Below are 21,909 nucleotides of genomic sequence, written 5' to 3' on the forward strand. Positions count from 1 at the left end.
GGCCCTCCCTGCGTGCCGGGTCCCCGCGTTATGGGGTCCCCGAAATGAACCGTACTCGGAGCACGCCGTCGCGGAGCGCGGCTGCGCTGATCTTCCTGCGGGCCAGCGCCGCGGGCAGCGCCAGGATCCTCCGGTACGGCCCCGCGGTGATGATCAGCTCGTCCCCCTTGCGCGCCAGGTCCACGTCGCCGCGGTCCGCGCCGGGCAGGGCCAGGGTCAGCTCGTCGGCGCTCATCCGCAGCGGCGGGTCGACGGCGGGGGCGGTGAACGGGTCGTGCTCGCCGTAGAGCTTGGCTCCCACCGCGGCCAGCGCGTCCTTGCCGACGGGCTCGGCGGGCAGGTAGGGGACGATGTGGATGGGCAGCGGGGCGAACGACTGCTCCGCCTCGGCCAGCAGTCGCGACTGCGCCGCCACCCACTGGGCGCGCCACGCGTCGGCGTCGTCCGAGGGGAAGACCCGGTTGGCGATCACCGCGTCGACGCGGTAGCCGTAAAGGTTGAGCGAGGTGAGGGTGCGCCTGGCCTCGGCCAGCACCACCGACTCCGGGGTGAGCACGAGCCGCACGGAGGCGCGGTCGCCGGTGAGCAGCTCGCGCACCTCCATGAGGCCACGGTGGAAACGCTCGGCGGCGTTCATGACGCCTTCGCCGGGCGCGCTGACGTGGGCAACGCTGCGCACGAACGGCGAGACCAGCCGCACGAGCTTGCGTCCGACCGGCATGAGCCTGCCGACGTGCCAGTCGAGCGCCTCGGGCAGGGCCAGCAGGCGCAGCGTCTCGGCGGTCGGCGCGCAGTCGACGACGATCACGTCCCAGCGGCCCTCGCGGGCGTGCTCGCGCAGCTCCAGCAGGGCGATGACCTCCTCGGCGCCCGGCAGCACCGTGATCTCCTCGGAGGTGATCTCGTCCAGGCCCAGCTCGCCCAGCAGGCCGCGGGCGTAGTCCTGCAGCTCGCCCCAGTGGCGCTCCAGCGTCTTCTGCGTGTCGACCTGGTGCAGGTGGAGGCCCGGCGCGACCTCGCCCGGCTCGACGGCGAGCGCGTCGGCCAGCGAGTGTGCCGTGTCGGTGGAGACGATGAGCGTCTTGAGGCCGCGCCGCGCGGCGAGCGTGGCCGTCGCGGCGGCAGCCGTGGTCTTGCCGACGCCGCCCTTGCCGGTGAAGAGCAGGACCCGCGGGGTCACCTCAGCGGCCTTCTACGCGCTTCTTGAGACCCTTGAGTGCGGTGTCCACGATCACCTTCTCCGCCTTGCGCTTGATCATGCCGATCATGGGCACGCTCAGATCGACTGTCAGCTCATATGTCACATCGGTGCCACTGCCCTTGTCGGTGAGCTGGTAACTCCCTCTGAGGTCGGAGACCATCTTCCCCGGCTCGACCACCTGCCAGCTCACGCTCTGGTCGTCCTGCCAGGTGTAGCCGAGGGTGTAGGTGTCGCTGATCATCCCGGCGTCGAGGACGAACCGCACCGTCCGCGGCCTGCCGTCGTCGCCGGTGCTGAGGACCTCCGCGTTCTTGATCGACCCGGCCCATTCGGGGTAGGACGGGAAGTCCGCGATGACCGCCATGACGTCGGCGCGCCCGGCGTCGATGGTGGTGCTGGAAGTGGTGCGATCAGCCATGCGACCACGGTAGTGCACAATCCGCTCCTGGCGGTGGAGCGGCCTCCGCGACCTGCTGGTCACCATTCGATGACGAAGGGGACGCCCCTTCCGCGGAAGTGCCCGACGTTCAGGCACTCGGTGCGGCCGACGCGGATCCGGTCGTGGAGGGGGTTGTGCACGTGGCCGAACAGGGCGTAGCGCGGCTGGGTGCGCCTGATCGCCTCCAGCGTGGCCTCGCTGCCGCGCTCGAACCTCCTGGCGACCACGTCGTACAGCAACTCGGGCACGGCGGGCGGGATGTGGCAGCACAGCACGTCCACCTCGCCGATGGCCTCGACCTTGGCGGCGTACTCCTCGTCGCTGATCTCGTAGGGGGTGCGGTAGGGGGTCCTGAGCCCGCCCCCCACGAAGCCGAACCGCAGCCCGCCGATCTCCGCCACCTGCCCGTCGAGCACGTGGTGGCCGGGCTGCGCGAACTCCGGCCACAGACGTGGGATGTCCACGTTGCCATAGGTGAGGTAGGCGGGCGCCGGCATGGCCGCGAAGAGGGCGGCGTACTGGGCGCGGACGTTGCGCTCGATGTGCTCGCGCGGGTCGCCGTCGAGCGTGGCCCACAGCGCCGCCGACATTTCCCTGGCCTCGTCGAACCGCTTGGCCGTGCGCAGCGCGACGTACTCGGCGGCCCTCTGCGCGCCGAACAGGGCGGGGAAGATGCCCTGCGCGTGGTCGGCGTAGTCGATGAAGAGGATCAGGTCGCCCAGGCAGATCAGCGCGTCCGCGCCGTCACCCGCTCTGGCCAGCGCGTCGGCTCTGCCGTGGACGTCGCTCACCACATGGATCCTCATGGTGGGAAATCCTATGAGCGACGGCTGCTAGCGTGATGAATGCCCTTCATAACGCCTCAATGACAGGGCTACCGACGCGTAACTTAACGCGGTAGCGTCACGGCGTCACCCGAAGAGGAGTTGAGTTCGTGCGCGAGTACAGCGTCCCGGTCCTGGTCGACGTGCCCGCCTCGGCGAGCCTGGCCGACACCGTCTTCCGACGGGCCGAGCAGGAGCCCGGCGCCGTCATCATGCGCCGCAAGAGCGACGCGGGGTGGCCGGTGGTCACCGCGTCGGAGTTCCGCGACCAGGTGGTCGCAGTGGCCAAGGGCCTGATCGCGGCAGGCGTCGAGCACGGCGACAGGGTGGCGCTGATGTCGCGCACCCGCTACGAGTGGACGCTCGTCGACTACGCGATCTGGTCCATCGGGGCGGTCACCGTGCCGATCTACGAGACCTCGTCGGCCGATCAGGTCGGCTGGATCATGTCCGACAGCGAGGCCAAGGCGGCCTTCGTCGAGCTGGAGGGGCACGAGGAGACCGTACGCGCGGCGGTGCCCGGCCTGAAGGCGCTCTGGCGGATCGACGGCACACCGGAGGCCGGTGCCGTCACGGACGCCGACGTGGACGAGCGGCGCGCCCGGGTGACGGGCGGCGACCTGGCCACGATCGTCTACACCTCCGGCACCACGGGCCGGCCCAAGGGCTGCCGCATCACCCACGACAACCTGCTGTTCACCGCGCTCAACGTGCTGCGGGGGCCGCTGGAGCCGCTGTTCGCCCGCAAGGACCCAGCCGCGCTGCTGTTCCTGCCGCTGGCGCACATCTTCGCGCGGATGATCCAGGTGGTGCTGCTCGAGGCGGGCGCGGTCATCGCGCACACGCCGAACATGAAGAACGTCGCCCCGGACCTGCAGGACTTCCAGCCCACGTTCCTGCTGGGCGTGCCGCGGGTGTTCGAGAAGGTCTACAACGCGGCCGAGCAGAAGGCCATCGCGGGCGGCAAGGGCAAGATCTTCGCCCGCGCCGTGGACGTGGCGGTGGCCTGGAGCCGCGCGGAGAGCTCGGGCGGCGCGCCGCTGGGGCTGCGGCTGCAGCGGGCGGTGTTCGACAAGCTGGTCTACGGCAAGCTGCGGGCCGCCACCGGCGGGCGGCTGTCGGCCGCCGTGTCCGGCGGCTCGGCGCTGGGCGAGCGGCTCGGCCACTTCTTCAGGGGCGTCGGCATCGAGGTCTTCGAGGGCTACGGCCTGACCGAGACCTCCGCCCCGTGCTCGGTCAACATGCCGGGCGCCAACAAGATCGGCACCGTGGGCAAGCCGCTGCCCGGCGTCACGCTGCGCATCGCCGACGACGGCGAGGTCCTGGCCAAGGGCAGAAACGTCTTCGCCGGCTACTGGAAGAACGACGAGGCCACGGCCGAGGTGATCGACGACGGCGGCTGGTTCCACACGGGTGACGTGGGCGAGCTGGACGCCGACGGCTACCTGCGCATCACGGGACGCAAGAAGGAGATCCTGGTGACCGCGGCGGGCAAGAACGTCGCACCGGGGCCGCTGGAGGACGCGCTGCGCGCCCACCCGCTGGTCTCGCAGGCCATGATCATCGGCGATGGCCGGCCGTTCGTGGCGGCCCTCGTCACACTGGATCCCGAGGCCTTGCCCGCCGGGTCGTCGGTGTCGGAGCTGCGGGCGGACCCGAAGATGCAGGCGGAGATCCAGGAGGCGGTGGACCGGGCGAACCAGTCGGTGTCGAAGGCCGAGCAGATCAAGAAGTTCTTGATCCTGGACCGGGACATCACCGAGGACAGCGGGCATCTGACGCCGACGCTGAAGGTCAAGCGCGGCCTCGTCATGCGCGACTTCGCCAAGGAGATCGACGAGCTCTACAGCAGCCGTTAGGGCAGGTCGGGCGGCCTCGGGAGCGGCAGCGCGCCGGGGAAGCCGTCCGGGAGGGCGCCGGGACCGGGGCTCCGCCTCGCGTACCGCGTTGAGCCGGTGCGAGATCAGCAGGCTCGTCCGGTCGGCCCGGTAGCGGCGCATCCGCTGGTGCACGTCGTGCTCCGCCTCCAGCCCCGAGCTGGGCTCGTCCAGGATCATGAAGTCGGCGTGGTCCCGCAGGAACGCCCTGGCCAGCGCCACCCGCTGCCACTGGCCACCGGACAGCGTGACGCCCGTCGACGGCTGCTTGCCACGCTTGAGGGTGAAGACGAACATCCTCGTCAGCGCCGTGTCGTAGCCGTCGGGCAGCGCCCTGATCGCCTCGTCCACGCCGGCGTGGACGGCCGCCCGCTTGATGCGGTCGAGGTCGTCGAGCACCCTCAGGTCGCCGACCGCGATGTTGTCGCGGGCGCTGAAGTCGTACGTCATGTGGTCCTGGAACACCGCGCCGAGCCGGGCCTGCAGCTCGGCCGGATCCAGCTCGCGCAGGTCCACGCCGTCCCAGTGGATGGACCCGCGCGTCGGGTCGTACAAGCGGCACAGCAGCTTGGCGAGGGTGCTCTTGCCGGCGCCGTTGAGCCCGACGACGACCGCCTTGCCGTACGGGAGGGTGAGCGTGACGCCCCGCAGGGTCCACGGCAGGTCGTCGGCGTAGCGGAACCACACGTCGCGCAGCTCGATGCCCTGCCGCAGCGGCGGCGTGGGGCGGGGGTCGGCAGCGACGGGCAGGTCGGGCTCGATGTGCACGACGTCGGCGTAGTGGCCGAACAGCAGCAACTGGTGGTGCGTGGAGGCGATGCCGCGCACCAGCGACGACAGCCCGCCCTGCAGCCCGGCCACGGCGGCGATGAACATCGACACGTCGCCGACCGTCAGCGTGCCACTGCCGGCGGCGAGCACCGCCCAGACCAGGCCGCCGCCGGCGATCAGTGCGCCCAGCAGCTCGAGGCCGCTCTCGATGAGCAGGTCCCTGCGCTCCAGGGTCCGGTTGGCCACGTCGGCGGTGCGGCGCTCGGCCAGCATCCGTGCACGCATGAACGCGCCGAGCCCGAACAGCCGCACCTCCTTGGCCGCCTCGACGCTGCTGAGCAGGTGGGAGTAGAAGAACTCGCGGCGCTGCACGGGCGCGAGCTCCAGCATCAGCTTGGCCCGCCTCCTGGCCAGTGCGATCTGCGCGATCAGCGCCGGGATGCCCGCGACCATGACGACGCCGGCCATCACCGGGGAGAGCAGCACGACGGAGCCGATGAACCCGCCGATGGTGAGCATGGTGCTGCCCAGTCCGAAGGCGCTGCCGACGAAGACGGGCGCCATCATGCCGCCTTGCGAGGCCAGCCGGAGCCGGTCCAGGAACGCGGGCGTCTCGAACGGGCCGAGGCCGATGATGCGCTCGAGGGCAACGTACAGCCGGTCGAGGGCGTAGGTCGACACGCGCCTGCCCAGCTCCGTCCCAACGTACGCGCCGAGCTGGGGCAACGCGGCGATCACCACGCCGACGGCCACCAGCGGCACGAGGAGGGCGGCCAGCTCCGCGACCGTGGCGCGTCGAGCTCATGACCGTCAGGCTACGTCCGCGATGACGAGTTCGCCGACCTGCTCCGACAGCGCCTCCCGCGCCGAGCGGGGCAGCCCGGCGTCGGAGACGAGCACGTCGGCCTCGCCGAGCTTGGCGATGGTGCTGATGCCGACCGTTCCCCACTTGGTGTGGTCGGCGAGCACGACCAGCCGGCCGGCGGCCTCCACGAGCGCGCGGTCGGTCTCCGCCTCCATCATGTTCGGGGTGGTGAAGCCGGCCCGGACGGTCATGCCGTGCACGCCGAGGAAGAGCAGGTCCACGTTGAGCTGGCGGATCGCCGTCACGGCGACCGGTCCGACCAGGGCGTCGGAGGGGGTGCGCACGCCACCGGTGAGCACGACCGTCTGGTCGGTCCGTCCCGAGCGCTGGAAGACGTCGGCGACGCGCACCGAGTTCGTCACGATGGTCAGGGCGGGGACGGCGGCCAGGCGGTGGGCGAGCGCCCACGTGGTGGTGCCCGCCGACAGCGCGACCGCGGTGCCCGCGTCCACCAGGGCGGCGGCGTGCCGGGCGATGGCCCGTTTCTCCTCCTCCTGGCGTACGGACTTGGCGGCGAAGCCGGGCTCGTCGGTGGAGCCGACAGCGGTGGCGCCGCCGTGTACCTTGGCCAGCAGGCCGCGCTCGGCCAGCATCTCCAGGTCGCGGCGGATGGTGATGTCGGAGACGCCGAACGCGCGCACCAGCTCGATCACCCGGACGCCGCCGTGCTGCCTGACGAGCTCGACAATCGCCTGCTGTCGCTGCGGGGCGAGCATCGCACCACCAGATCCCAACAGATTCCGTCATCGTTCTCGATCGCATGATGACACGATCGTGACGTCGGGACTGTGGCTGATTCGTCATGAAACCGGGCGTTGACAGTCCGAAATATGAGCTTTTCGATGAATGAAGGTGAGCGAACTCGGGGGAATCTGAAGGGTCCGGCTAGGAGGAACCCCCATGGCCCAACGACTGCCGATATCCCGCCGCAATCTGCTGCTCGGAGCCGCCGCGCTCGGCGTCCCCGCCGCGCTCGTCGGATGCGGATCCGACACCCCCTCCCCCGCCCCCGGCGGCGGTACGGCCGCAGGCAACCTCGGCACGGTCACCATCGGCTCGAACGCCTCCGACGAGATCCCGAAGAAGTCCCTCGACACCCAGGTCAAGGCCTTCACCCAGGCCACGGTAAAGATCAACACCGTCGACCACAACACGTTCCAGGAGAACATCAACCGTTACCTCAGGGGCACGCCCGACGACGTGTTCACCTGGTTCGCGGGCTACCGCATGCAGTTCTTCGCCGAGCAGGGGCTGGCCATCGACATCTCGGACGTGTGGCGGGAGATCGGCGGCGACTACACGCAGGCGTTCAAGGACCAGTCGACGGGCGTCGACGGCAAGCAGTACTTCATCCCGTCCACGTACTATCCGTGGGCGGTCTTCTACCGCAAGAGCGTCTGGCAGGAGAAGGGGTACGAGCCGCCCGCGACGCTGGACGAGTTCACCGCGCTGGCCAAGAAGATGAAGGCCGACGGGATCATCCCCATCGCGTTCGCCGACAAGGACGGCTGGCCGGCCATGGGCACGTTCGACATCCTCAACATGCGCACGAACGGCTACGACTTCCACATCTCGCTGATGGGCGGCAAGGAGTCGTGGACGGACCCGAGGGTCAGGCAGGTGTTCGACACCTGGCGGGGGCTGATGGAGTATCACCAGCCCGCGGCGCTGGGGCGTACGTGGCAGGAGGCCGGGCAGTCGCTGGCGCAGAAGAAGACCGGGATGTATGTGCTCGGCATGTTCGTCGCCCAGCAGTTCCCCGAGGCCGACCGCGACGACCTCGACTTCTTCACCTTCCCGGAGATCAACCCGCAGTATGGCACCGACTCGATCGACGCCCCCATCGACGGCTACATGATCTCCGCCAAGGCCAAGAACGTGGACGGCGCCAAGGCCCTGCTCAAGCACCTGGCCCAGGCCTCTTCGCAGAACATCGCCACCAAGCTGGACCCGGGCACGCTCGCGGCCAGCTCCAAGGCCGACACCTCCGGCTACAGCGCCCTGCAGAAGCGCGGCGCCGAGCTGGTGTCGAAGGCCACGCACATCGCGCAGTTCCTCGACCGCGACACGCGGCCGGACTTCGCCTCCACCGTGATGATCCCGTCGCTGCAGTCGTTCGTGAGCAAGCCCAACGAGATCGACTCCCTGCTGGCGAGCATCGAGAAGCAGAAGGCCAACATCTTCCGCTGATGGCTGTCAAGACCCGTCGCTACTCCGCCCGCGACGTGACCGTTCTGGTCATCGGGCTGGGGATGGCCGTCATCGTCAACGTGGGCTTCATCTGGGGGCCCACGCTGGCCTCCGCCGGGCTGTCCGCCACCGACTGGGGCGGCATCGGGCCCATCGAGTGGATCGGCGGACAGAACTACCACGACCTGGCCGCCGAGTATCCGCCGTTCTGGTCGGCCATCCGCAACAACGTGTTGTGGCTGGCCTTCCTCGGGCTGGTCGCGACGCCGTTCGGCCTGTTCTGCGCGGTGCTGCTGGATCGGCGGCTGCGGCTGTCGCGGGTCTACCAGAGCGCGCTCTACATGCCGGTCGTGTTGTCCCTGGCCGTCGTCGGCTTCATCGCGCAGCTGGTCTACTCCTCCGACTACGGCGTGCTGAACGCGGTGACCGGGCTGAGCGTGGACTGGCTCGGCGACAGCTCGATCAACATCTGGGTCGTCGTGGTCGCGGCCGCGTGGCGGCACGTCGGCTACGTCATGATCATCTATCTGGCGGGGCTGAAGGCGGTCGATCCGGCACTGAAGGAGGCGGCGGCCATCGACGGGGCCAACGAGCGGCAGGCGTTCTTCCGCGTGGTGTTCCCGACGCTGCGGCCGATCAACGTGATCGTGCTGGTGATCACGGTGATCGAGGCGCTGCGGGCGTTCGACATCGTCTACGCCATCAACAAGGGCAGGAACGGGCTCGAACTGCTGTCCGTGCTGGTCACCGAGAACATCGTGGGCGAGGCCAGCAGGATCGGGTTCGGCTCGGCGATCGCCGTGGTGCTGCTGGTGATCTCGCTGGGGTTCATCGTCACGTACCTGTCGCAGCTGTTCAAGGGGGAGGAGCGATGACGCTCACCGCACCGGCCGCCGCTCCCCCGGCCGAGTCGCAGCGGTCGCCGTCACGGCGGCCGGTCCGGCCGTTGCGGATCCTGCTGCACGCGTTCCTGGTGCTGGTGGCGCTGGGGTGGCTGCTGCCGCTCGTCTTGGCGGTGTACGCGTCGCTGCGTCCGTACGAGGAGACCGCCCGGCTCGGCTACTTCTCACTGCCCGAGCACCTCACGCTCGACTACTACGGACAGGCGTGGAGCCAGGCCGAGCTGCCCCGCTACTACCTCAACACGTTGATCATCGTGATCCCCGGCGTGCTGATCACGTTGTTCATGGCGTCGTTCACGGCGTTCGCGATCGCACGGCTGCGCATCCCCGGCCGCAAGACGCTGCTGATCGTGTTCACCGCCGGAAACCTGCTGCCGCCGCAGGTCCTCATCACCCCGCTCTACACCCTCTACACGCTCATCCCGCTGCCCGCGTGGCTGTCGGACTCGCAGTCGCTCTACGACTCCTACCTCGGGCTGATCCTCATCCACGTGGCCTTCCAGTTCGGCTTCTGCGTCTTCGTCATGGCCAACTTCATGCGCACGATCCCCGAGGAGATCAGCGAGGCGGCGCTGGTGGACGGGGCCGGGGTGTGGAAACGCTACTGGCGGCTGACGTTGCCGCTGTGCCGGCCGGTGCTGGCGGCGCTGTCCACGCTGCAGTTCACCTGGATGTACAACGACTTCCTGTGGGCGCTGGTGCTGATGTCGTCGGGCGACAAGCTGCCCGTCACCTCGGCGCTGAACAACCTGCGCGGCCAGTTCTTCACCGACTACAACCTGCTGGCCGCCGGGTCGATGCTGGTGGCGCTGCCGACGCTGATCGTGTTCCAGATGTTGCACAAGCAGTTCGTGGCCGGGCTCACGCTCGGCTCCACCAAAGGTTAGAGGAGGCTCTGGAAGCGGGCCGCGACGTGGTCCCACGACCAATCGCCGGCGATCCAGTCGCGGCCGCCCGCGCCCATCTTGCGGGCCTTGTCCGGGTCACTCAGCAGCTCGACGATCGCCTGCGCGATCTCCTCCGGGTCCGTGCCGTCCACCACGAGCCCGGTCTCGCCGTGCTTGACCGCGTCGGGGGCGCCGCCCGACGCGCCGGCTACCACCGGCAGGCCGGTGGCCGACGCCTCCAGGAACACGATCCCGAGCCCTTCCACGTCCACCCCGCCCCACCGGGTACGGCAGGGCATCGCGAACACGTCGGCGGCCGCGTAATAGCCGGGCAGGCTCGCGGCCGGCACCGTACCGGTGAACCTGATCGACTCGTCCCCGGCCGCCAGCCGCTCCAGCGTGCGCCGGTAGGGTCCGCCGCCCACCAGCAGCAGGACGGCGTCGGGCACCGCCCGCAGCACCCGGGGCCAGGCCCTGATGAGCTGGTCCTGGCCCTTGCGTGGCACCAGCCGGGACACGCATGCCACGACCGGCCTGCCCTGCAGGCCCAGCTCGGCCTTGGGCGTGCCGGGGTGGAACAGGCCGGCGTCGACGCCCGGCGCGAGCCGTACGAGCTTGGCCGGCGGGATGGCCGCGACGAGCCGCCGCCGCGTGTACTCCCCCAGATACGTGACCACGTCGGCGTGCTCGCCGATCCTGCGCAGCACGGCGCGGAAGCCAGGTGCGCTCGCCCACGACGCCTCGTGGCCGTGGGTGAGCATCACCACGCGCCGCGCGCCCGCCCTGCGCACGTGCGGCGCGAGCAGGCCGAGCGGCGCCGCCGCCCCGAACACGACGGTGCCCGCCTCGTGCTCGGCCACCAGCCGGGCCGCGCGGCGTGCCACGGCCGGGGTCGGCAGCATGAGCCGTGTCGGATGCCGCACCACCCGGAACGGCTGCCGCCGGTCGAACTCGGCGCAGCCCGGCCAGGCGGGTGCGTAGACGGCCACTCCCGGTGTGCGCAGCGCGAGCCCGTGCACGAACGACTGGATGCCGCCCGGCCTGGGCGGGAAGTCGTTCGTGACGATGACCACATGGGTCACGGCACCGGGATGCCGTTCAGCTTCGCCCATGCGCGGGCCATGGCGATGCGCTCGGGGCTGGTGGGATGGGAGGCATAGAGCACATATTCCACCGCATCCGGCGACAAGTCGGAAATATTGGTTACTGCCAGACGTTTCTGCATTTTTATGAATGTGGCGGGATCTCTGGTGAGGTCGAGGGCGTGGACGTCGGCCCGGGCCTCGACGCGGCGGCTGACCAGGTTCTCCGCCGGTCCCAGGAGCAGTGAGCCCAGGGTCATCAGGCCCAGCACCGCGCCCACCGCGCGAGGGTCGGCGATCGAGGTGACGCCGGTGCGGCGGCGTACCGGATCGAACACCAGGAACAGCAGCACGGCGCCCAGCCCGGCGCCCAGGCCGCCGATGAGCGTACCGGTGAGCACGTCGTTGTCCTTGGCGTGGCCCAGCTCGTGCGCCACGACCAGCTCCACCTCCGGCTGCGGGGCCTTGAGCAGCGTGTCGTAGACGACGATGCGGCGCGTGGCGCCGAAGCCGGACACGTAGGCGTTGAGCGCCGTCGTCCGGCGCGAGGCGTCGGCCACCAGCACGTCCTTAACCGGCACGCCGTCGCGTTCGGCCATGGCCAGCAGGTTCGTGCGCAGCGGGCCCTGCGGCATGGACCTGAAGTCGTTGAACAGCGGCTCGAACAGCACCGGATACACGAACGACGCCACCACTGTCAGCGCGAACGCCCCGACGGCCGCCGGGATCCACCAGCGCCGCACCTTGCGGGCCAAGGCCACGAGCACGACCAGCATCAGGCAGAGGATGGCCGTCTGCACGCCCATGTTCTTGAGCCGGTCGCCGGCCCAGGACGCCCAGTCCTGGGTGGACAGGCCGAAGGCGCGCAGCAGCGTCTCGAACCACATCCCGAGCGGCCAGCGGATCAGCTCGGTGAGCGCGGTGATGACGACGACGCCCAGGATCACCCGCAGCCACCAGGGGCCCCTCAGCCAGCCCACGGCCTTCGCGCCGATCGGGGTGGCCACCAGGAGGCCCGCGATGATGATCGACAGGGCCAGTGACAGGTAGCTCGGGAGGGTGGTGGCCGCGTCGAACGCCTGCGCTCTGGCGATCTGGGCGGCGGTGAAGTCGCGGGCCGGGTCGGGCGGGCCCCCGGCCAGCACCCGCCAGGGGGTGGCGAAGGCGGCCACGGCCAGGATCACCACCCCCAGCGCCACGGCCGCGACCGCCGCCTCTCGCCGCAACCGCCTCCCGTCCGCATCCGGAGCCCCGCCCTTGCCGGCACGCCGATCGCCGCCCACGGCCCGGCCGCCGTCGCCGCCGCCACCCGGGCTCCGAGCGTCGCCGACGGCGGTGGGATCGCCGGTCGAGACCTCGGTTCGGGGCTTCCTCGTCCCTGGTCCTGCGTCGTCCGTGTCGTGCCGTTCGCTCATCGGCCTCCCCCTCTTACGTGAGCTGCTCCCGGACGTACACGCGCCACCGTGCCGTCAGCGTCGCCACGGACAGCCCCAGCGAGGAGAGCGCCCGATCGACGCCGGACGCCTGGGCATCACGGTAGAACCTCACCAGGGTCTCCTCACCGAACCGGTCGGCGAGGAAGCGACACGCCAGCCACGCCTCCTGGTACGCCCGTGCGAGCCGCACGGGATCCCGGCCATCCGCCGCGAACGCCGCAGGCCCGGGCAATTCGCTCGGCACTCGCCCGGCCCGCACCTCGTCGGCCAGCTCGGCGGCGGCCGTCCGCACGGGCAGCCCCGCGTCCCGGTAGCCCACGTAGTCGGCGAACCCCTCGTAGAGCCAGACGGGCAGGTCGCCGGTGCCCGCCACGACGTGGGTGAGCTCGTGCGCGAGCACCACGTCCTTCCCCGTGGAGTTGAGCCTGGCGAAGACCTCCGGGACGACGATCACCCGGCCGCCGTCGGCCACCGCGGCCAGCCCGTCGACCCGCTCGACCCCGGCCAGCCCTGCCGCCTCGCGGGCGGACCCAGGCACGACGACGAGCGGCCGCACAGGCCTGCCGAGGACGTCCAACACCCGGCGTCCCGCCGTGTCAGCCCGCCGCGCCAGCTCGTCGAGCGTGCCGGGCGGGGTGTGGTGGCCGACGACGAGGGAACGCCCTGCGCGGGCCAGGACGACGCCGTCGCGCCACAGATCACGTGCTTCCGGGGGAAGAAGGGGGGACTCGGGGACCGGGGCGCTGGCGGGGGCGAGGAGCAGGAGTCCGGCCACCACGGCTCGTCGACTCACCTGCTCGGACACGATGTCCGATCGTAGCCGGGCCGGATCATAGCCGGGCCCGACCGTCACCGGGCCCGACCGTCACCGGGCCGATCGTCGCCGGGCCCCGATGTGCCACGGCAGGCGGCCCACATCGCGTCGTAACGGCGGCCCGCTTGTGAAGGGATCAGACACCGTCTCCCTGGAGGGCCATCAGCCCCGTACGGCGGGTGGGGGACGGTGGCTCGCCGTACAAGAAAGAGGGTGTGCATGAAGAACAAAAAGCGGGTGTGCATGGAGAAAGGGCCCCGATGGGATCGGAGCCCTTTCCTCACAAGCCGGGACGGACAGCGCCGACGAAAGACGCCTTGCGCCAGCTGCTCAGCTTGTCGATACGCACCCGCTCGCCTGTCCGCGGGGAGTGGAGCATCTTGCCGTTGCCGACGTAGATGCCCACGTGACCGAGCCCTCTGAAGAACATCAGGTCGCCTGGCTGGAGATTCTTCCAGGAGACCTTCTTCCTGATGCCGGCGAACTGGCTGGCCGCCACGCGGGGGATCTTCACACCGGCCTTCTTCCAGGCGTACTGGGTCAGGCCGGAGCAGTCGAACGAACCAGGGCCCGTGGCACCGTACCGGTAAGGGTCACCGATCTGGTCCTTGGCCACGGCGACGGCCTTGAGGGCCTTCGCCTCCTGCCGGGCGATCCTGAGAGCCTTGGCCGACGTCGCGGAGCTAACCGCCGTATTGGCCTTGGTCGTGGAGGCACCGGCTGAATCGCTGGTCGTCGCCGCCTGCGCCGTCGGGGCATGGAGGATCAGACCTCCGGCCGTCACGGTCATGGTGAGCGCTACGCCACTCAGGGCAATGCGGGACAGACGGGGGTTCTGCGGGGAGGTAGACAGGATTTCTCCTTGGGTCTTCCACGAACGCCTACCGGGTTAGCTGACGGATTCGGGCCTGGAAGTCGCCCTACAGCGCGATACGCGCCGATTCACCCCTGATCCCGGGAAGGGATCGATGGTTCCCCGGCTCCGTGCTCCTGGCTGCACGGACTCGGCAGGTCGCCGTCCGGTGTCGTGTTCGACAAGGGGACGTACGGCGGCGACCGGCGGATCTCTATCTGGCTCACATCGGGGGACCGATGCGGATTCGCGGCGACATGGCTTGTCGCTGCGACGCCAGAAGCTACGCCGAAACGTCAAGGATCGGCAAAGCGCCAGTCAGGTTGTAAAGATCCAACAACTGGTTCTGTCAGGTCCGAAACCCCTGTTGGAACGCCAGGTTCAGTTATGGAAATGTGACCCTTCTCACAAACTGCGGCACACTGTCGTGTAAGGTCCCAATTGTCACTTTCGTCACATGCTTCGCGCCGTCATCCTGAAGCCGGTGGGCGGGAGCGTTCCCGCGGCAATACGGTCCCGTTCGATGCGCCATAGCTCGTTGAGGACGTCGGTGCTGCCATTCGTCACCTTTCCGCCGATATATCGCGACAAGTACGGTTCTTGCCGCATGCTCGTGACCTGGAACCGTTCGGCAAGGGCGGCGAGCATGACGTCCGCGGGGGCGTGATCCCCATGCGCCTCGCGCCATCGCTCGAGCGGGTCACGTCCGGGACCGCCGGGCTCGCGGGTGACATCCGCCACTCCCGCGGCGGCAAGCAACGATCCGGCATCGTAGAACCAGGTGGCTGCGGCCCGGTCGGCCCAATCCCACCCGAACTCGTCCACCACCAGCAGCCCGCCCGGCCGGAGCAGCGACCGCACGCGGTCCAGCGCCGCCTGGAGCGGATGCACGTGGTGCAGCGAGAGCGACATGACGACCGCATCGAACAACGATCCACCGTCGTAGTGGCGCGCGAGCGCCGGGTCGTTGTCGGCCGAGTCGGGATAGGTCACGACATCGGCCTGCACCGCCGGCACCCCGGCCGCCCGCGCCGCTCCGACGGCCTCCGGCGAGATGTCGATCGCGGTGACCAAGTGACCGCGCCGCATCAACTCGGAGGCCAGCGCGCCCCGCCCGCAGCCGACGTCGAGGATCCGCTGCGGCTGCCGGGAAAGCACCTGACTCAGCCACGCGTACTGGTGGTTGTCCACCGTTTCTGTCTCCATGCGACCGAGCATGACCGCTCGCAGCCATGCACACCACTGCAGGTTCGGCATGGAAGCCATAAGCTCTATGCATGCTTGATGTGTGGTCGCTGAAGGTGCTGGTGGAGGTGGGGAGGCTGGGATCGTTCTCGGCGGCGGCCGAGGAGCTGTCGATGACGCAGCCCGCCGTGTCCCGGCAGATCGCCACGCTGGAGCGGCACACCCGCGTTCGGCTGTTCGAACGGCTGCCGCGTGGCGTCCGGCCGACGGACGCCGGGCGGGCGGCACTGGAGCAGGCCGATGAGGTGCTGCGGGGGTTGAGGCTGTTCGAAACGCGGATGCGGGCCTTCGCGACGGCGGAGGCGGGGCGGGTCCGGGTGTCGGCCTTCCCGAGCGCCGCGACCAGCTACCTTCCCGACCGGTTCCGTTCGTTCGCGGCCAGGCACCCGGACGTGGAGCTCTCCCTCACGGTCCGCTCCGGCGAACACGACCGGTGCGCCGCCGTCCTGGACGGTGAGACCGACATCGCCCTCCTGACCTCCTGGGACATGAGCGGCCCTTCGGGAACCGCGGGCATGCCCGGGGTGGCGCTGACACCGCTGCACGAGGACGAGCTGCTGGTCGCACTGGCGGTCAGCCATCCGCTGGCGAAGCGAAGCCGGGTGCGGCTGCGGGATCTCGCGGCGGATCCGTGGATCGACGGCACCCATCCCGACTGCCTCGGTCCCATCGCCCAGCTCGCGGCGGCTCTGGGCCGGGCGCCACGGATCAGTCACGTGTGCGACGACTGGAACGGCAGGCAGGGGTTGGTCGCCGCCGGGGTGGGGGTGATGCTCTATCCGTCGATCGCGGGCTACTCGACCGCTCGCCCGGACATCCGGCTCCTGCGCCCCTCACCGCCCCTGCCGTCGCGCACCATCCTCGCCGCCACCCTGCCCCCGACCGACCGCCCTCCGGCCGTCTCCGCCTTCCTGAGCACGCTCACCTCCCGGCCCACCGACCCGGTGCGGTAGACGGAGAAGATGCTGCGGCGGCGAGGGCGTGATGGGCAGGCGCCGCCTTACGGGCGGACGGCGCCGGCGAGGGTGCGGCCGTAGTCGGAGAGCTGGACGACCTTGATGACGTCACCGGTCTGCGGCGCGTGCACGATCTCCCCGTTCCCGGCATAGATGCTGACGTGCCCCAGCCCTTCGCTGAAGATGAGGTCACCGGGCTGGAGGTCGTCCAGAGACACCTTGCGGTCGGCCCCCCACGCCCACTGCTGCCACGTCGTGCGGGGAAGCGACACCCCTCCGGCCTGCCACGCCGCCTGCGTCAGCCCCGAGCAGTCGAACCCGCCGGGCCCCGTACCCCCGTAGACATACGGCTTGCCGACCTGCGCGTACGCGAACCGCAGCACCGCCGCCGCGTTCCCCGACGCCGATCCTGTGTACTTGATGCCGGCGCTGCTGGGATTTCCAGGATTGTAGGCGCCCAGCTTCTTCAGGAGCTTCTTCTGCTCGGCGATCAGCTTGAGGATCTCCGAGCGCTCCTCCTCCACCCCGTCGCGTTCCCTGTCCGCCGCTTCCAGCGCCTCCTGCGCCTTGTCACGCTCGGCCTTCAGCCCGCGGTTCTCCCGGTCGAAAGCGGCGAGCTTCTGCGCCCGCTCTTGCGACATCTGCCCCGCGACCGCCAGCCGCGACAGGAAGTCCTCGGGATTGCCCGCGCCGATCAGCCCGGGAAGGGAGATGACGTCGCCACCGAGCCGGTAGCTGTCCACGGCCATGTTGATCACCTGGGCCCGCAGGTCGGCGACCGTCTCCAGCTTGCGCTTGTAGCTGTCGTTCAGCTTGACGTAGGTGCTCTTGGCCTTCTTGTAGCGTTCCGTCGCCGTGTTGTACTGGTCGACGACCTTGTCGGCCTTGTCGTTGAGCTTCTCGAGCTTGGCCTTCGCCTGGCTGATCGTGGGCTTGGGATCAGCGACGGCGGCTCCCATGGGGGACAGCACCAGCCCGAACGCGATACCCACGGACACCGGCACCCGGCCAAACCTCACTGTGTCGCCTCCCAGGGATAACACCTGGGGCGAAATAGTACAGAAGTGGCGGCTGGGGTTACCCCCAAACAGTCAATTCGTAACCTAGGCCCGGCCCAGCCGGCGCAGCAGCAAGGCAGACGGAACGGGTCTGGCTCCCATCCGCCTGACGGACTCGGCCACCTCGCGGTCCGACGACACCACGGCCATGGCCCGGCCGGGCGGCTCCGCGCGTACGAGCTGGCGGATCAGGTCGTCCGCGGTCTCCCCCGGCGCGCTGAACAGCACCCGCACCCCGCGCGGCGCGACCACCTGGACGGGGGCGTTGAGCTCGGCGCCGTCGAACACCACGGTCACCTCGACCCTGGTCTGCGCGACCAGCCCGCCGAGCCCGGTCATCAGCCGGTTGCGCTGGTCGGCGAGCGTGAGCGTGCCGTAGCCGGTCTTCGTGACGTTGTAACCGTCGATGACCAGGTGCACCTGCGGCACCGCCAGCAGCTGGTCGAGCAGCTGCGGGTCGTCGTCGGCGAGGGCGCGCGCGGGCACCGCGCGCACGCCGGGCCGCTCGCCCGTGACGGCGGCGACCGAGTCCGCGGGCCGGCTGATCGTCGTGGGCAGGGCGAGCTCCCTGCGCAGCCCCGCCGAGGCGTCCTGCAGCGCGTCGAGCAGCACCCTGATGCGGGCGTCCTCGATGCTCCTGCCCTCGCGGGCGGCCCGGCGCGAGGCCTCCAGCTGCTTCTCGACGTCGGCCAGCCGCTCACGCAACCGCCGCAGCTCGGACTCGCCGGCGCTGCCCGCGGCCACGGCGGCCGACCTGGCGTCCTCGGCCGCGCGCTCCATTTCCTCGGCCCGCGCGACCGCGGCCTTGGCGCGCTCGCGGGCGTCGTGGAGTTTGCGCCGCAGGTCGGAATTCTCGGCGCGGGCGAGCTTGACCTGCTCGCGCAGCCGATCGGCCTCCTCCTTGGCGGCGCTCTTCTGTGCGGCGAGCTGCTCACGCAGCCGCGAGACCGCCTCTTCGCGCTCCGACCCCTCGGCCGCCGCGGCCGACTGCTCCAGGTCGGTGCGGGCGAGCTCGATCATCTCCTCCCAGCCGGGCGGCCGGATGAGGTAAGCCGCCGCGGCCACGAGCACGGGATCGGCGGCCGGCGGCACCTGGCCCTCGGCCAGGGAGGCCACCAGCTCGGGCCATCCGGCGGCCACCGACTCGGCGACCAGCTCGCGGAACTTCTTGTCGTTCTCCAGCTGCGCGGCGATGGGCGCGCTGCCGAGTTTGGCCCGCTTACGCGGGTCGAATTTGGCGATGCCGCGCAACGGCGGTGGAATGGAGGCACCGGGCATCGTCCCGAGGACTTGAGCCGCCAGGTCGACGACATTGAGCCGCACCTGCTCGGGAAGCGGGCGAGACAGGCCTTCACCCGCTGAACTCATCCCACTTGTCCCTTCGTGACATGCCCTTTCAGACAAGGGTACGGCTGCCGCGTACCTGACCGTAACGGCCACCTGCATATGGACGAGCGCTTGGTTGGGGGTGTACGACTGTGCCGGGGCGCCTGTTGAGCCGGGAGGCCGGTCATGACCGAGCAGATGCGTACGTCCACCCGCGACCTGGAACAACTACGTGATCAGCTGACCGCCTGGCTCCGCGGCAGGGTCGGCAGGGACGCCTCGGTGTCCGGACTGTCCAGACCGACGAGTAACGGCATGTCGAGCGAGACCCTGTTCTTCACCGCCGCCTGGGATGAGCAGCGAACGCGCTGCGTAGCACGGCTCGCACCGGCGGCAGAATCCGTTCCGGTCTTCCCTTCGTACGATGTGCGGGCGCAGTTCGACGTGATGCGCCTGGCCAGGGAAATAGCTGGAATTCCAGCGCCCAGGACCCTCTGGCTCGAGCCGGATCCCGGCCCGCTCGGCACGCCGTTCTTCGTCATGGAATGCGCCGAGGGCGAGGTGCCGCCGGACGTGATGCCGTACACGTTCGGCGGGTGGCTGTGCGACGCCGCACCCGAGGACCAGCGCAGGCTGCAGGACGCCAGCGTCGGGATCGTGGCGGCGCTGCACCAGGCGCCGTTCACGTCGCGGGAGTTGTCCGTGATCGGGACCGGCGGGCTGCGGGCGCACGTCGAGGCGCAGCAGGCGTACTACCAGTGGGCGCACGGCAAGCGGCGCATCCCCCTGCTGGAGCGGGCCTTCGGCTGGCTGGAGTCGCACTGGCCGGAGGATCCCGGGCCCGACGTGCTGTGCTGGGGCGACGCCAGGATCGGCAACCTGATGTTCCAGGACTTCACCCCGGTCGCGGTCCTCGACTGGGAGATGGCCGCCTTGGGGCCGCGTGAGCTGGATCTGTCCTGGATGATCTTCCTGCACCGGTTCTTCCAGGACCTCACCGTCAGCGCGGGCTTCCCCGGTATGCCTGGATTCATGCGGCGTGACGACGTATGCCAGAAATATCGGGAGCTGACCGGCTACCAGCCCCGCGACATGGACTTCTACGAGATGTATGCCGCCCTCCGGCACGGGATCATCATGGCCCGGGTGTGGCAGCGCAGGATCCACTTCGGCGAGCAGCCCGACCCGGCCGACCCCGACGACCTGGTCCTGCACCGGGCCACGATCGAGCAGCTGCTCAGTCGTTAGCGTCGTAGACCAGCAGCGCCACCTGGACCCGGTTGTTGAGGTCCAGCTTGGTCAGGATCCGCGAGACGTGCGCCTTGACCGTGGGCACGCTCATGTAGAGCTCCCGCGCGATCTCGGCGTTGGACCTGCCCCGGCCCACGGCCAGCGCCACCTCGCGCTCGCGCTCGCTGAGCCGGCCGAGCAGCTTCCTGGCCCGGTCCGTACGCTGCCCCGCGCCGCCGTCCGACACGTGCGTGATCAGCTGCCGGGTCACCGCCGGCGACAGGATCGGCTCCCCCGCGGCCACCTTCCTGATGGCCTGGACGAGGTCGCCGGGCGCGATGTCCTTCAGCAGGAACCCGGCCGCCCCCGCCCGCAACGCCCGCAGCACCTGCGCGTCGGCGTGGAACGTGGTCAGCACCACCACCTCGGGCGGCGACGACGTGCCCCGCAGCGCCTCGGTGGCGGTGAGACCGTCGACGCCCGGCATGCGGATGTCCATCAGCACCACATCGGGCCGGTGCTCGGCCACCATCGGCGGCACCTCGGAACCGTCGCCGGCCTCGGCCACGATCTCGATGTCGGCCACGCCGCCCAGGATCATCGACAGCCCGGCCCGCACCATGGCGTCGTCGTCCACGATCAACAGCCGGATCGGCCCCGTCATGCGTCCTCCAAGGTCGTCTCCACCGGCCACGGCAGCCAGGCGCGTACCACGAACTCCCCCTCGGGCGTCGGGCCGTGCTCGAGTGTGCCGCCGGCGAGCTCCGCCCGCTCCGTCAGCCCGATGAGTCCCGCCCTCGCCCCGGGCAGGCGCAGGGGGCGGCGGGACCACAGCGGGTTGCATACCTCCGCCGACAGCCCCTTGCCGCGCGTGCCCGCCACGGTCACGGTCACCGGCGCGCCGCCCGCGTGTTTGCGCGCGTTGGTGAGCGTCTCCTGGACGATGCGGTAGACGTTGCGGCCCAACCCTTCCGGCACGTCGTCCGCCCGCAGGTCGAGCCGCACGTCCATGCCCGCCTGCCGGCACTCCTCGACCAGCGTCGGCAGGTCGGCCAGAGTGGGCTGCGGACGGTCCGGCACGGTGTCGTCCCCCGTATCGTCCGCGCCCGGTCGCGCGTGCCGCAGCACGCCGATCACCTCACGCAGATCCTGCAGCGCCAGGTGGGCGTTGGTCCTGATGGCCCCGGCCGCCTTGGCGATCTCGCCGGGGGGCGCGTCGGGCCGGAACTCCAGCGCGCCGGCGTGCAGGCTGAGCATCGAGATGCGGTGCGCGAGCACATCGTGCATCTCCCTGGCGATCCGCTCGCGTTCGAGCCGCTTGGCCTCCTCGGCGGCGCTGTCGGCGCGCTGCCTGAGCGACCAGATGAGCTGCCGCCTGGCCCTGATCACGATGCCCCACGCGTACACGGTCAGCACGAGGGCCACGCCGATCAGGCCCCATGTCAGCGGGTCGATGTCCTCCTGTGGCCGGAGGGCGACGTACGGCACCAGGGTGATGAGGGCCAGCAGCGTGATCGGCCCGGAGATCTTGAACGGCCGGTGCACCGCCACGGTGAACAACGCCACGATGGACGCGCCGCCGACGAGCTCCAGATAGGACGACAGCACCCCGGTCACCAGCGCGAGCGCAACCGGCCAGCGGCGCCGCAACCAGACCGCGACGCACGCCAGGGCCCCCGTCACCTGCTCGATCGCGATGACCGGCTCCGGCTGCTTCTCGATCTCCGGCAGCCCCAGGAGCGTGATGCCGCAGGCGATCAGGAACATCGTGATGTCGACGATCCAGTCGCGCAGCGAGCGCCGCACCCGGCGGCCCTCGCGGCCGTCGCCGAGCAGCACGGACGGCAGCGCCCACCGGTATTCGGGGACGTGACCGTCCTCGCCTCGCACTGCCGTCACGTACACCGAGGTTAGGCCCTCCATCGGCGCGGTGACACCGACCAAAGTCGATGC

General features: G+C 70.2%; 19 protein-coding genes, 1 pseudogene and 1 riboswitch. Of the genes and pseudogenes, 6 read left to right on the plus strand and 14 right to left on the minus strand.

The window, feature by feature from the left end; all coding sequences use genetic code 11:
* Positions 1-28: 28 nt before the first annotated feature.
* Genes ACTWQA_RS18180 through ACTWQA_RS18190 form a run of 3 tightly spaced genes read right to left on the minus strand, consistent with a single transcriptional unit; the run spans position 29 to position 2,446 of the window.
* Positions 29-1,180: an ArsA family ATPase gene (locus tag ACTWQA_RS18180; RefSeq protein ID WP_443160377.1), complete on the minus strand. Its 1,152-nt coding sequence runs from the start codon at positions 1,178-1,180 to the stop codon at positions 29-31.
* A gap of 1 nt (position 1,181) precedes the next feature.
* Positions 1,182-1,619 carry an SRPBCC family protein gene (locus ACTWQA_RS18185; protein WP_327583261.1) on the minus strand — a complete coding sequence of 146 codons (438 nt, stop codon included), beginning with the start codon at positions 1,617-1,619 and terminating at the stop codon, positions 1,182-1,184.
* A 59-nt stretch (positions 1,620-1,678) separates the two neighbouring features.
* Entirely contained in the window at positions 1,679-2,446 is a 768-nt protein-coding gene (locus ACTWQA_RS18190) for a metallophosphoesterase family protein (RefSeq protein ID WP_443160378.1), read from the minus strand.
* 128 nt (positions 2,447-2,574) lie between these two features.
* Here ACTWQA_RS18190 and ACTWQA_RS18195 point away from each other — a divergent pair, with 128 nt between their 5' ends.
* Positions 2,575-4,323 (plus strand): AMP-dependent synthetase/ligase, encoded by a 1,749-nt coding sequence (locus tag ACTWQA_RS18195; protein ID WP_443160379.1) that lies wholly within the window; start codon positions 2,575-2,577, stop codon positions 4,321-4,323.
* A 237-nt stretch (positions 4,324-4,560) separates the two neighbouring features.
* Here ACTWQA_RS18195 and ACTWQA_RS18200 read toward each other — a convergent pair.
* Together ACTWQA_RS18200 and ACTWQA_RS18205 are read right to left on the minus strand one after the other, a co-directional pair.
* Positions 4,561-5,679, minus strand: a pseudogene (locus tag ACTWQA_RS18200) (ATP-binding cassette domain-containing protein); the annotation flags it as partial.
* Positions 5,680-5,922: 243 nt separating this feature from the next.
* Entirely contained in the window at positions 5,923-6,693 is a 771-nt protein-coding gene (locus tag ACTWQA_RS18205; RefSeq protein WP_305919906.1) for a DeoR/GlpR family DNA-binding transcription regulator, read from the minus strand.
* A gap of 184 nt (positions 6,694-6,877) precedes the next feature.
* Between ACTWQA_RS18205 and ACTWQA_RS18210 the strand changes: the two genes are divergently transcribed.
* Genes ACTWQA_RS18210 through ACTWQA_RS18220 form a run of 3 tightly spaced genes read left to right on the plus strand, consistent with a single transcriptional unit; the run spans position 6,878 to position 9,956 of the window.
* On the plus strand, positions 6,878-8,167 hold the full coding sequence (locus tag ACTWQA_RS18210; RefSeq protein ID WP_443160380.1) for an ABC transporter substrate-binding protein: 1,290 nt from the start codon (positions 6,878-6,880) through the stop codon (positions 8,165-8,167).
* Positions 8,167-9,042 (plus strand): carbohydrate ABC transporter permease, encoded by an 876-nt coding sequence (locus ACTWQA_RS18215; protein ID WP_327583267.1) that lies wholly within the window; start codon positions 8,167-8,169, stop codon positions 9,040-9,042. Before ACTWQA_RS18210 ends, ACTWQA_RS18215 begins: the two co-directional genes overlap by 1 nt.
* Positions 9,039-9,956, plus strand: coding sequence for a carbohydrate ABC transporter permease (locus ACTWQA_RS18220; protein WP_327583268.1), 918 nt, complete (start codon positions 9,039-9,041; stop codon positions 9,954-9,956). The genes ACTWQA_RS18215 and ACTWQA_RS18220 overlap by 4 nt, the downstream gene beginning before the upstream one ends.
* Here the strand turns inward: ACTWQA_RS18220 and ACTWQA_RS18225 are convergent.
* The 5 genes from ACTWQA_RS18225 to ACTWQA_RS18245 all read right to left on the minus strand — a co-directional run bounded on the left by ACTWQA_RS18225 (position 9,953) and on the right by ACTWQA_RS18245 (position 15,347).
* A complete protein-coding gene (locus ACTWQA_RS18225; protein ID WP_443160381.1) occupies positions 9,953-11,038 on the minus strand; it encodes a glycosyltransferase family 4 protein in 1,086 nt (361 codons plus the stop codon). The two genes, ACTWQA_RS18220 and ACTWQA_RS18225, sit on opposite strands and share 4 nt — an antisense overlap.
* Positions 11,035-12,453, minus strand: a complete 1,419-nt coding sequence (locus ACTWQA_RS18230) for a M48 family metallopeptidase (protein WP_443160382.1) — start codon at positions 12,451-12,453, stop codon at positions 11,035-11,037. The genes ACTWQA_RS18225 and ACTWQA_RS18230 overlap by 4 nt, the downstream gene beginning before the upstream one ends.
* A 13-nt stretch (positions 12,454-12,466) precedes the next feature.
* Complete coding sequence (locus ACTWQA_RS18235; RefSeq protein WP_443160383.1) at positions 12,467-13,279, minus strand: hypothetical protein; 813 nt, start codon at positions 13,277-13,279, stop codon at positions 12,467-12,469.
* A 289-nt stretch (positions 13,280-13,568) separates the two neighbouring features.
* Positions 13,569-14,078, minus strand: a complete 510-nt coding sequence (locus tag ACTWQA_RS18240) for a C40 family peptidase (protein WP_443160384.1) — start codon at positions 14,076-14,078, stop codon at positions 13,569-13,571.
* Positions 14,079-14,151: 73 nt separating this feature from the next.
* Positions 14,152-14,308, minus strand: a riboswitch (cyclic di-AMP (ydaO/yuaA leader).
* A gap of 286 nt (positions 14,309-14,594) precedes the next feature.
* Positions 14,595-15,347 carry a class I SAM-dependent methyltransferase gene (locus ACTWQA_RS18245; protein ID WP_443160385.1) on the minus strand — a complete coding sequence of 251 codons (753 nt, stop codon included), beginning with the start codon at positions 15,345-15,347 and terminating at the stop codon, positions 14,595-14,597.
* 71 nt (positions 15,348-15,418) lie between these two features.
* Here ACTWQA_RS18245 and ACTWQA_RS18250 point away from each other — a divergent pair, with 71 nt between their 5' ends.
* A complete protein-coding gene (locus ACTWQA_RS18250; protein ID WP_443160386.1) occupies positions 15,419-16,339 on the plus strand; it encodes a LysR family transcriptional regulator in 921 nt (306 codons plus the stop codon).
* Positions 16,340-16,386: 47 nt separating this feature from the next.
* On the opposite strand, the gene ACTWQA_RS18255 is transcribed toward ACTWQA_RS18250, so the two are convergent.
* The gene (locus ACTWQA_RS18255) at positions 16,387-17,334 is read right to left on the minus strand and encodes an NlpC/P60 family protein (RefSeq protein WP_443160387.1); all 948 of its coding nucleotides are present in this window, start codon (positions 17,332-17,334) and stop codon (positions 16,387-16,389) included.
* A 111-nt stretch (positions 17,335-17,445) separates the two neighbouring features.
* Entirely contained in the window at positions 17,446-18,768 is a 1,323-nt protein-coding gene (locus ACTWQA_RS18260; RefSeq protein ID WP_443160388.1) for an NYN domain-containing protein, read from the minus strand.
* A gap of 144 nt (positions 18,769-18,912) precedes the next feature.
* Here ACTWQA_RS18260 and ACTWQA_RS18265 point away from each other — a divergent pair, with 144 nt between their 5' ends.
* The gene (locus tag ACTWQA_RS18265) at positions 18,913-19,974 is read left to right on the plus strand and encodes a phosphotransferase family protein (protein WP_443160389.1); all 1,062 of its coding nucleotides are present in this window, start codon (positions 18,913-18,915) and stop codon (positions 19,972-19,974) included.
* Here the strand turns inward: ACTWQA_RS18265 and ACTWQA_RS18270 are convergent.
* Together ACTWQA_RS18270 and ACTWQA_RS18275 are read right to left on the minus strand one after the other, a co-directional pair.
* On the minus strand, positions 19,964-20,620 hold the full coding sequence (locus ACTWQA_RS18270; RefSeq protein WP_443160390.1) for a response regulator: 657 nt from the start codon (positions 20,618-20,620) through the stop codon (positions 19,964-19,966). The genes ACTWQA_RS18265 and ACTWQA_RS18270 overlap by 11 nt on opposite strands.
* Positions 20,617-21,855 carry a sensor histidine kinase gene (locus ACTWQA_RS18275; protein ID WP_443160391.1) on the minus strand — a complete coding sequence of 413 codons (1,239 nt, stop codon included), beginning with the start codon at positions 21,853-21,855 and terminating at the stop codon, positions 20,617-20,619. Before ACTWQA_RS18275 ends, ACTWQA_RS18270 begins: the two co-directional genes overlap by 4 nt.
* Positions 21,856-21,909: the final 54 nt, after the last annotated feature.

The organism is Nonomuraea sp. 10N515B, from assembly GCF_052245915.1.
Lineage (GTDB): Bacteria > Actinomycetota > Actinomycetes > Streptosporangiales > Streptosporangiaceae > Nonomuraea.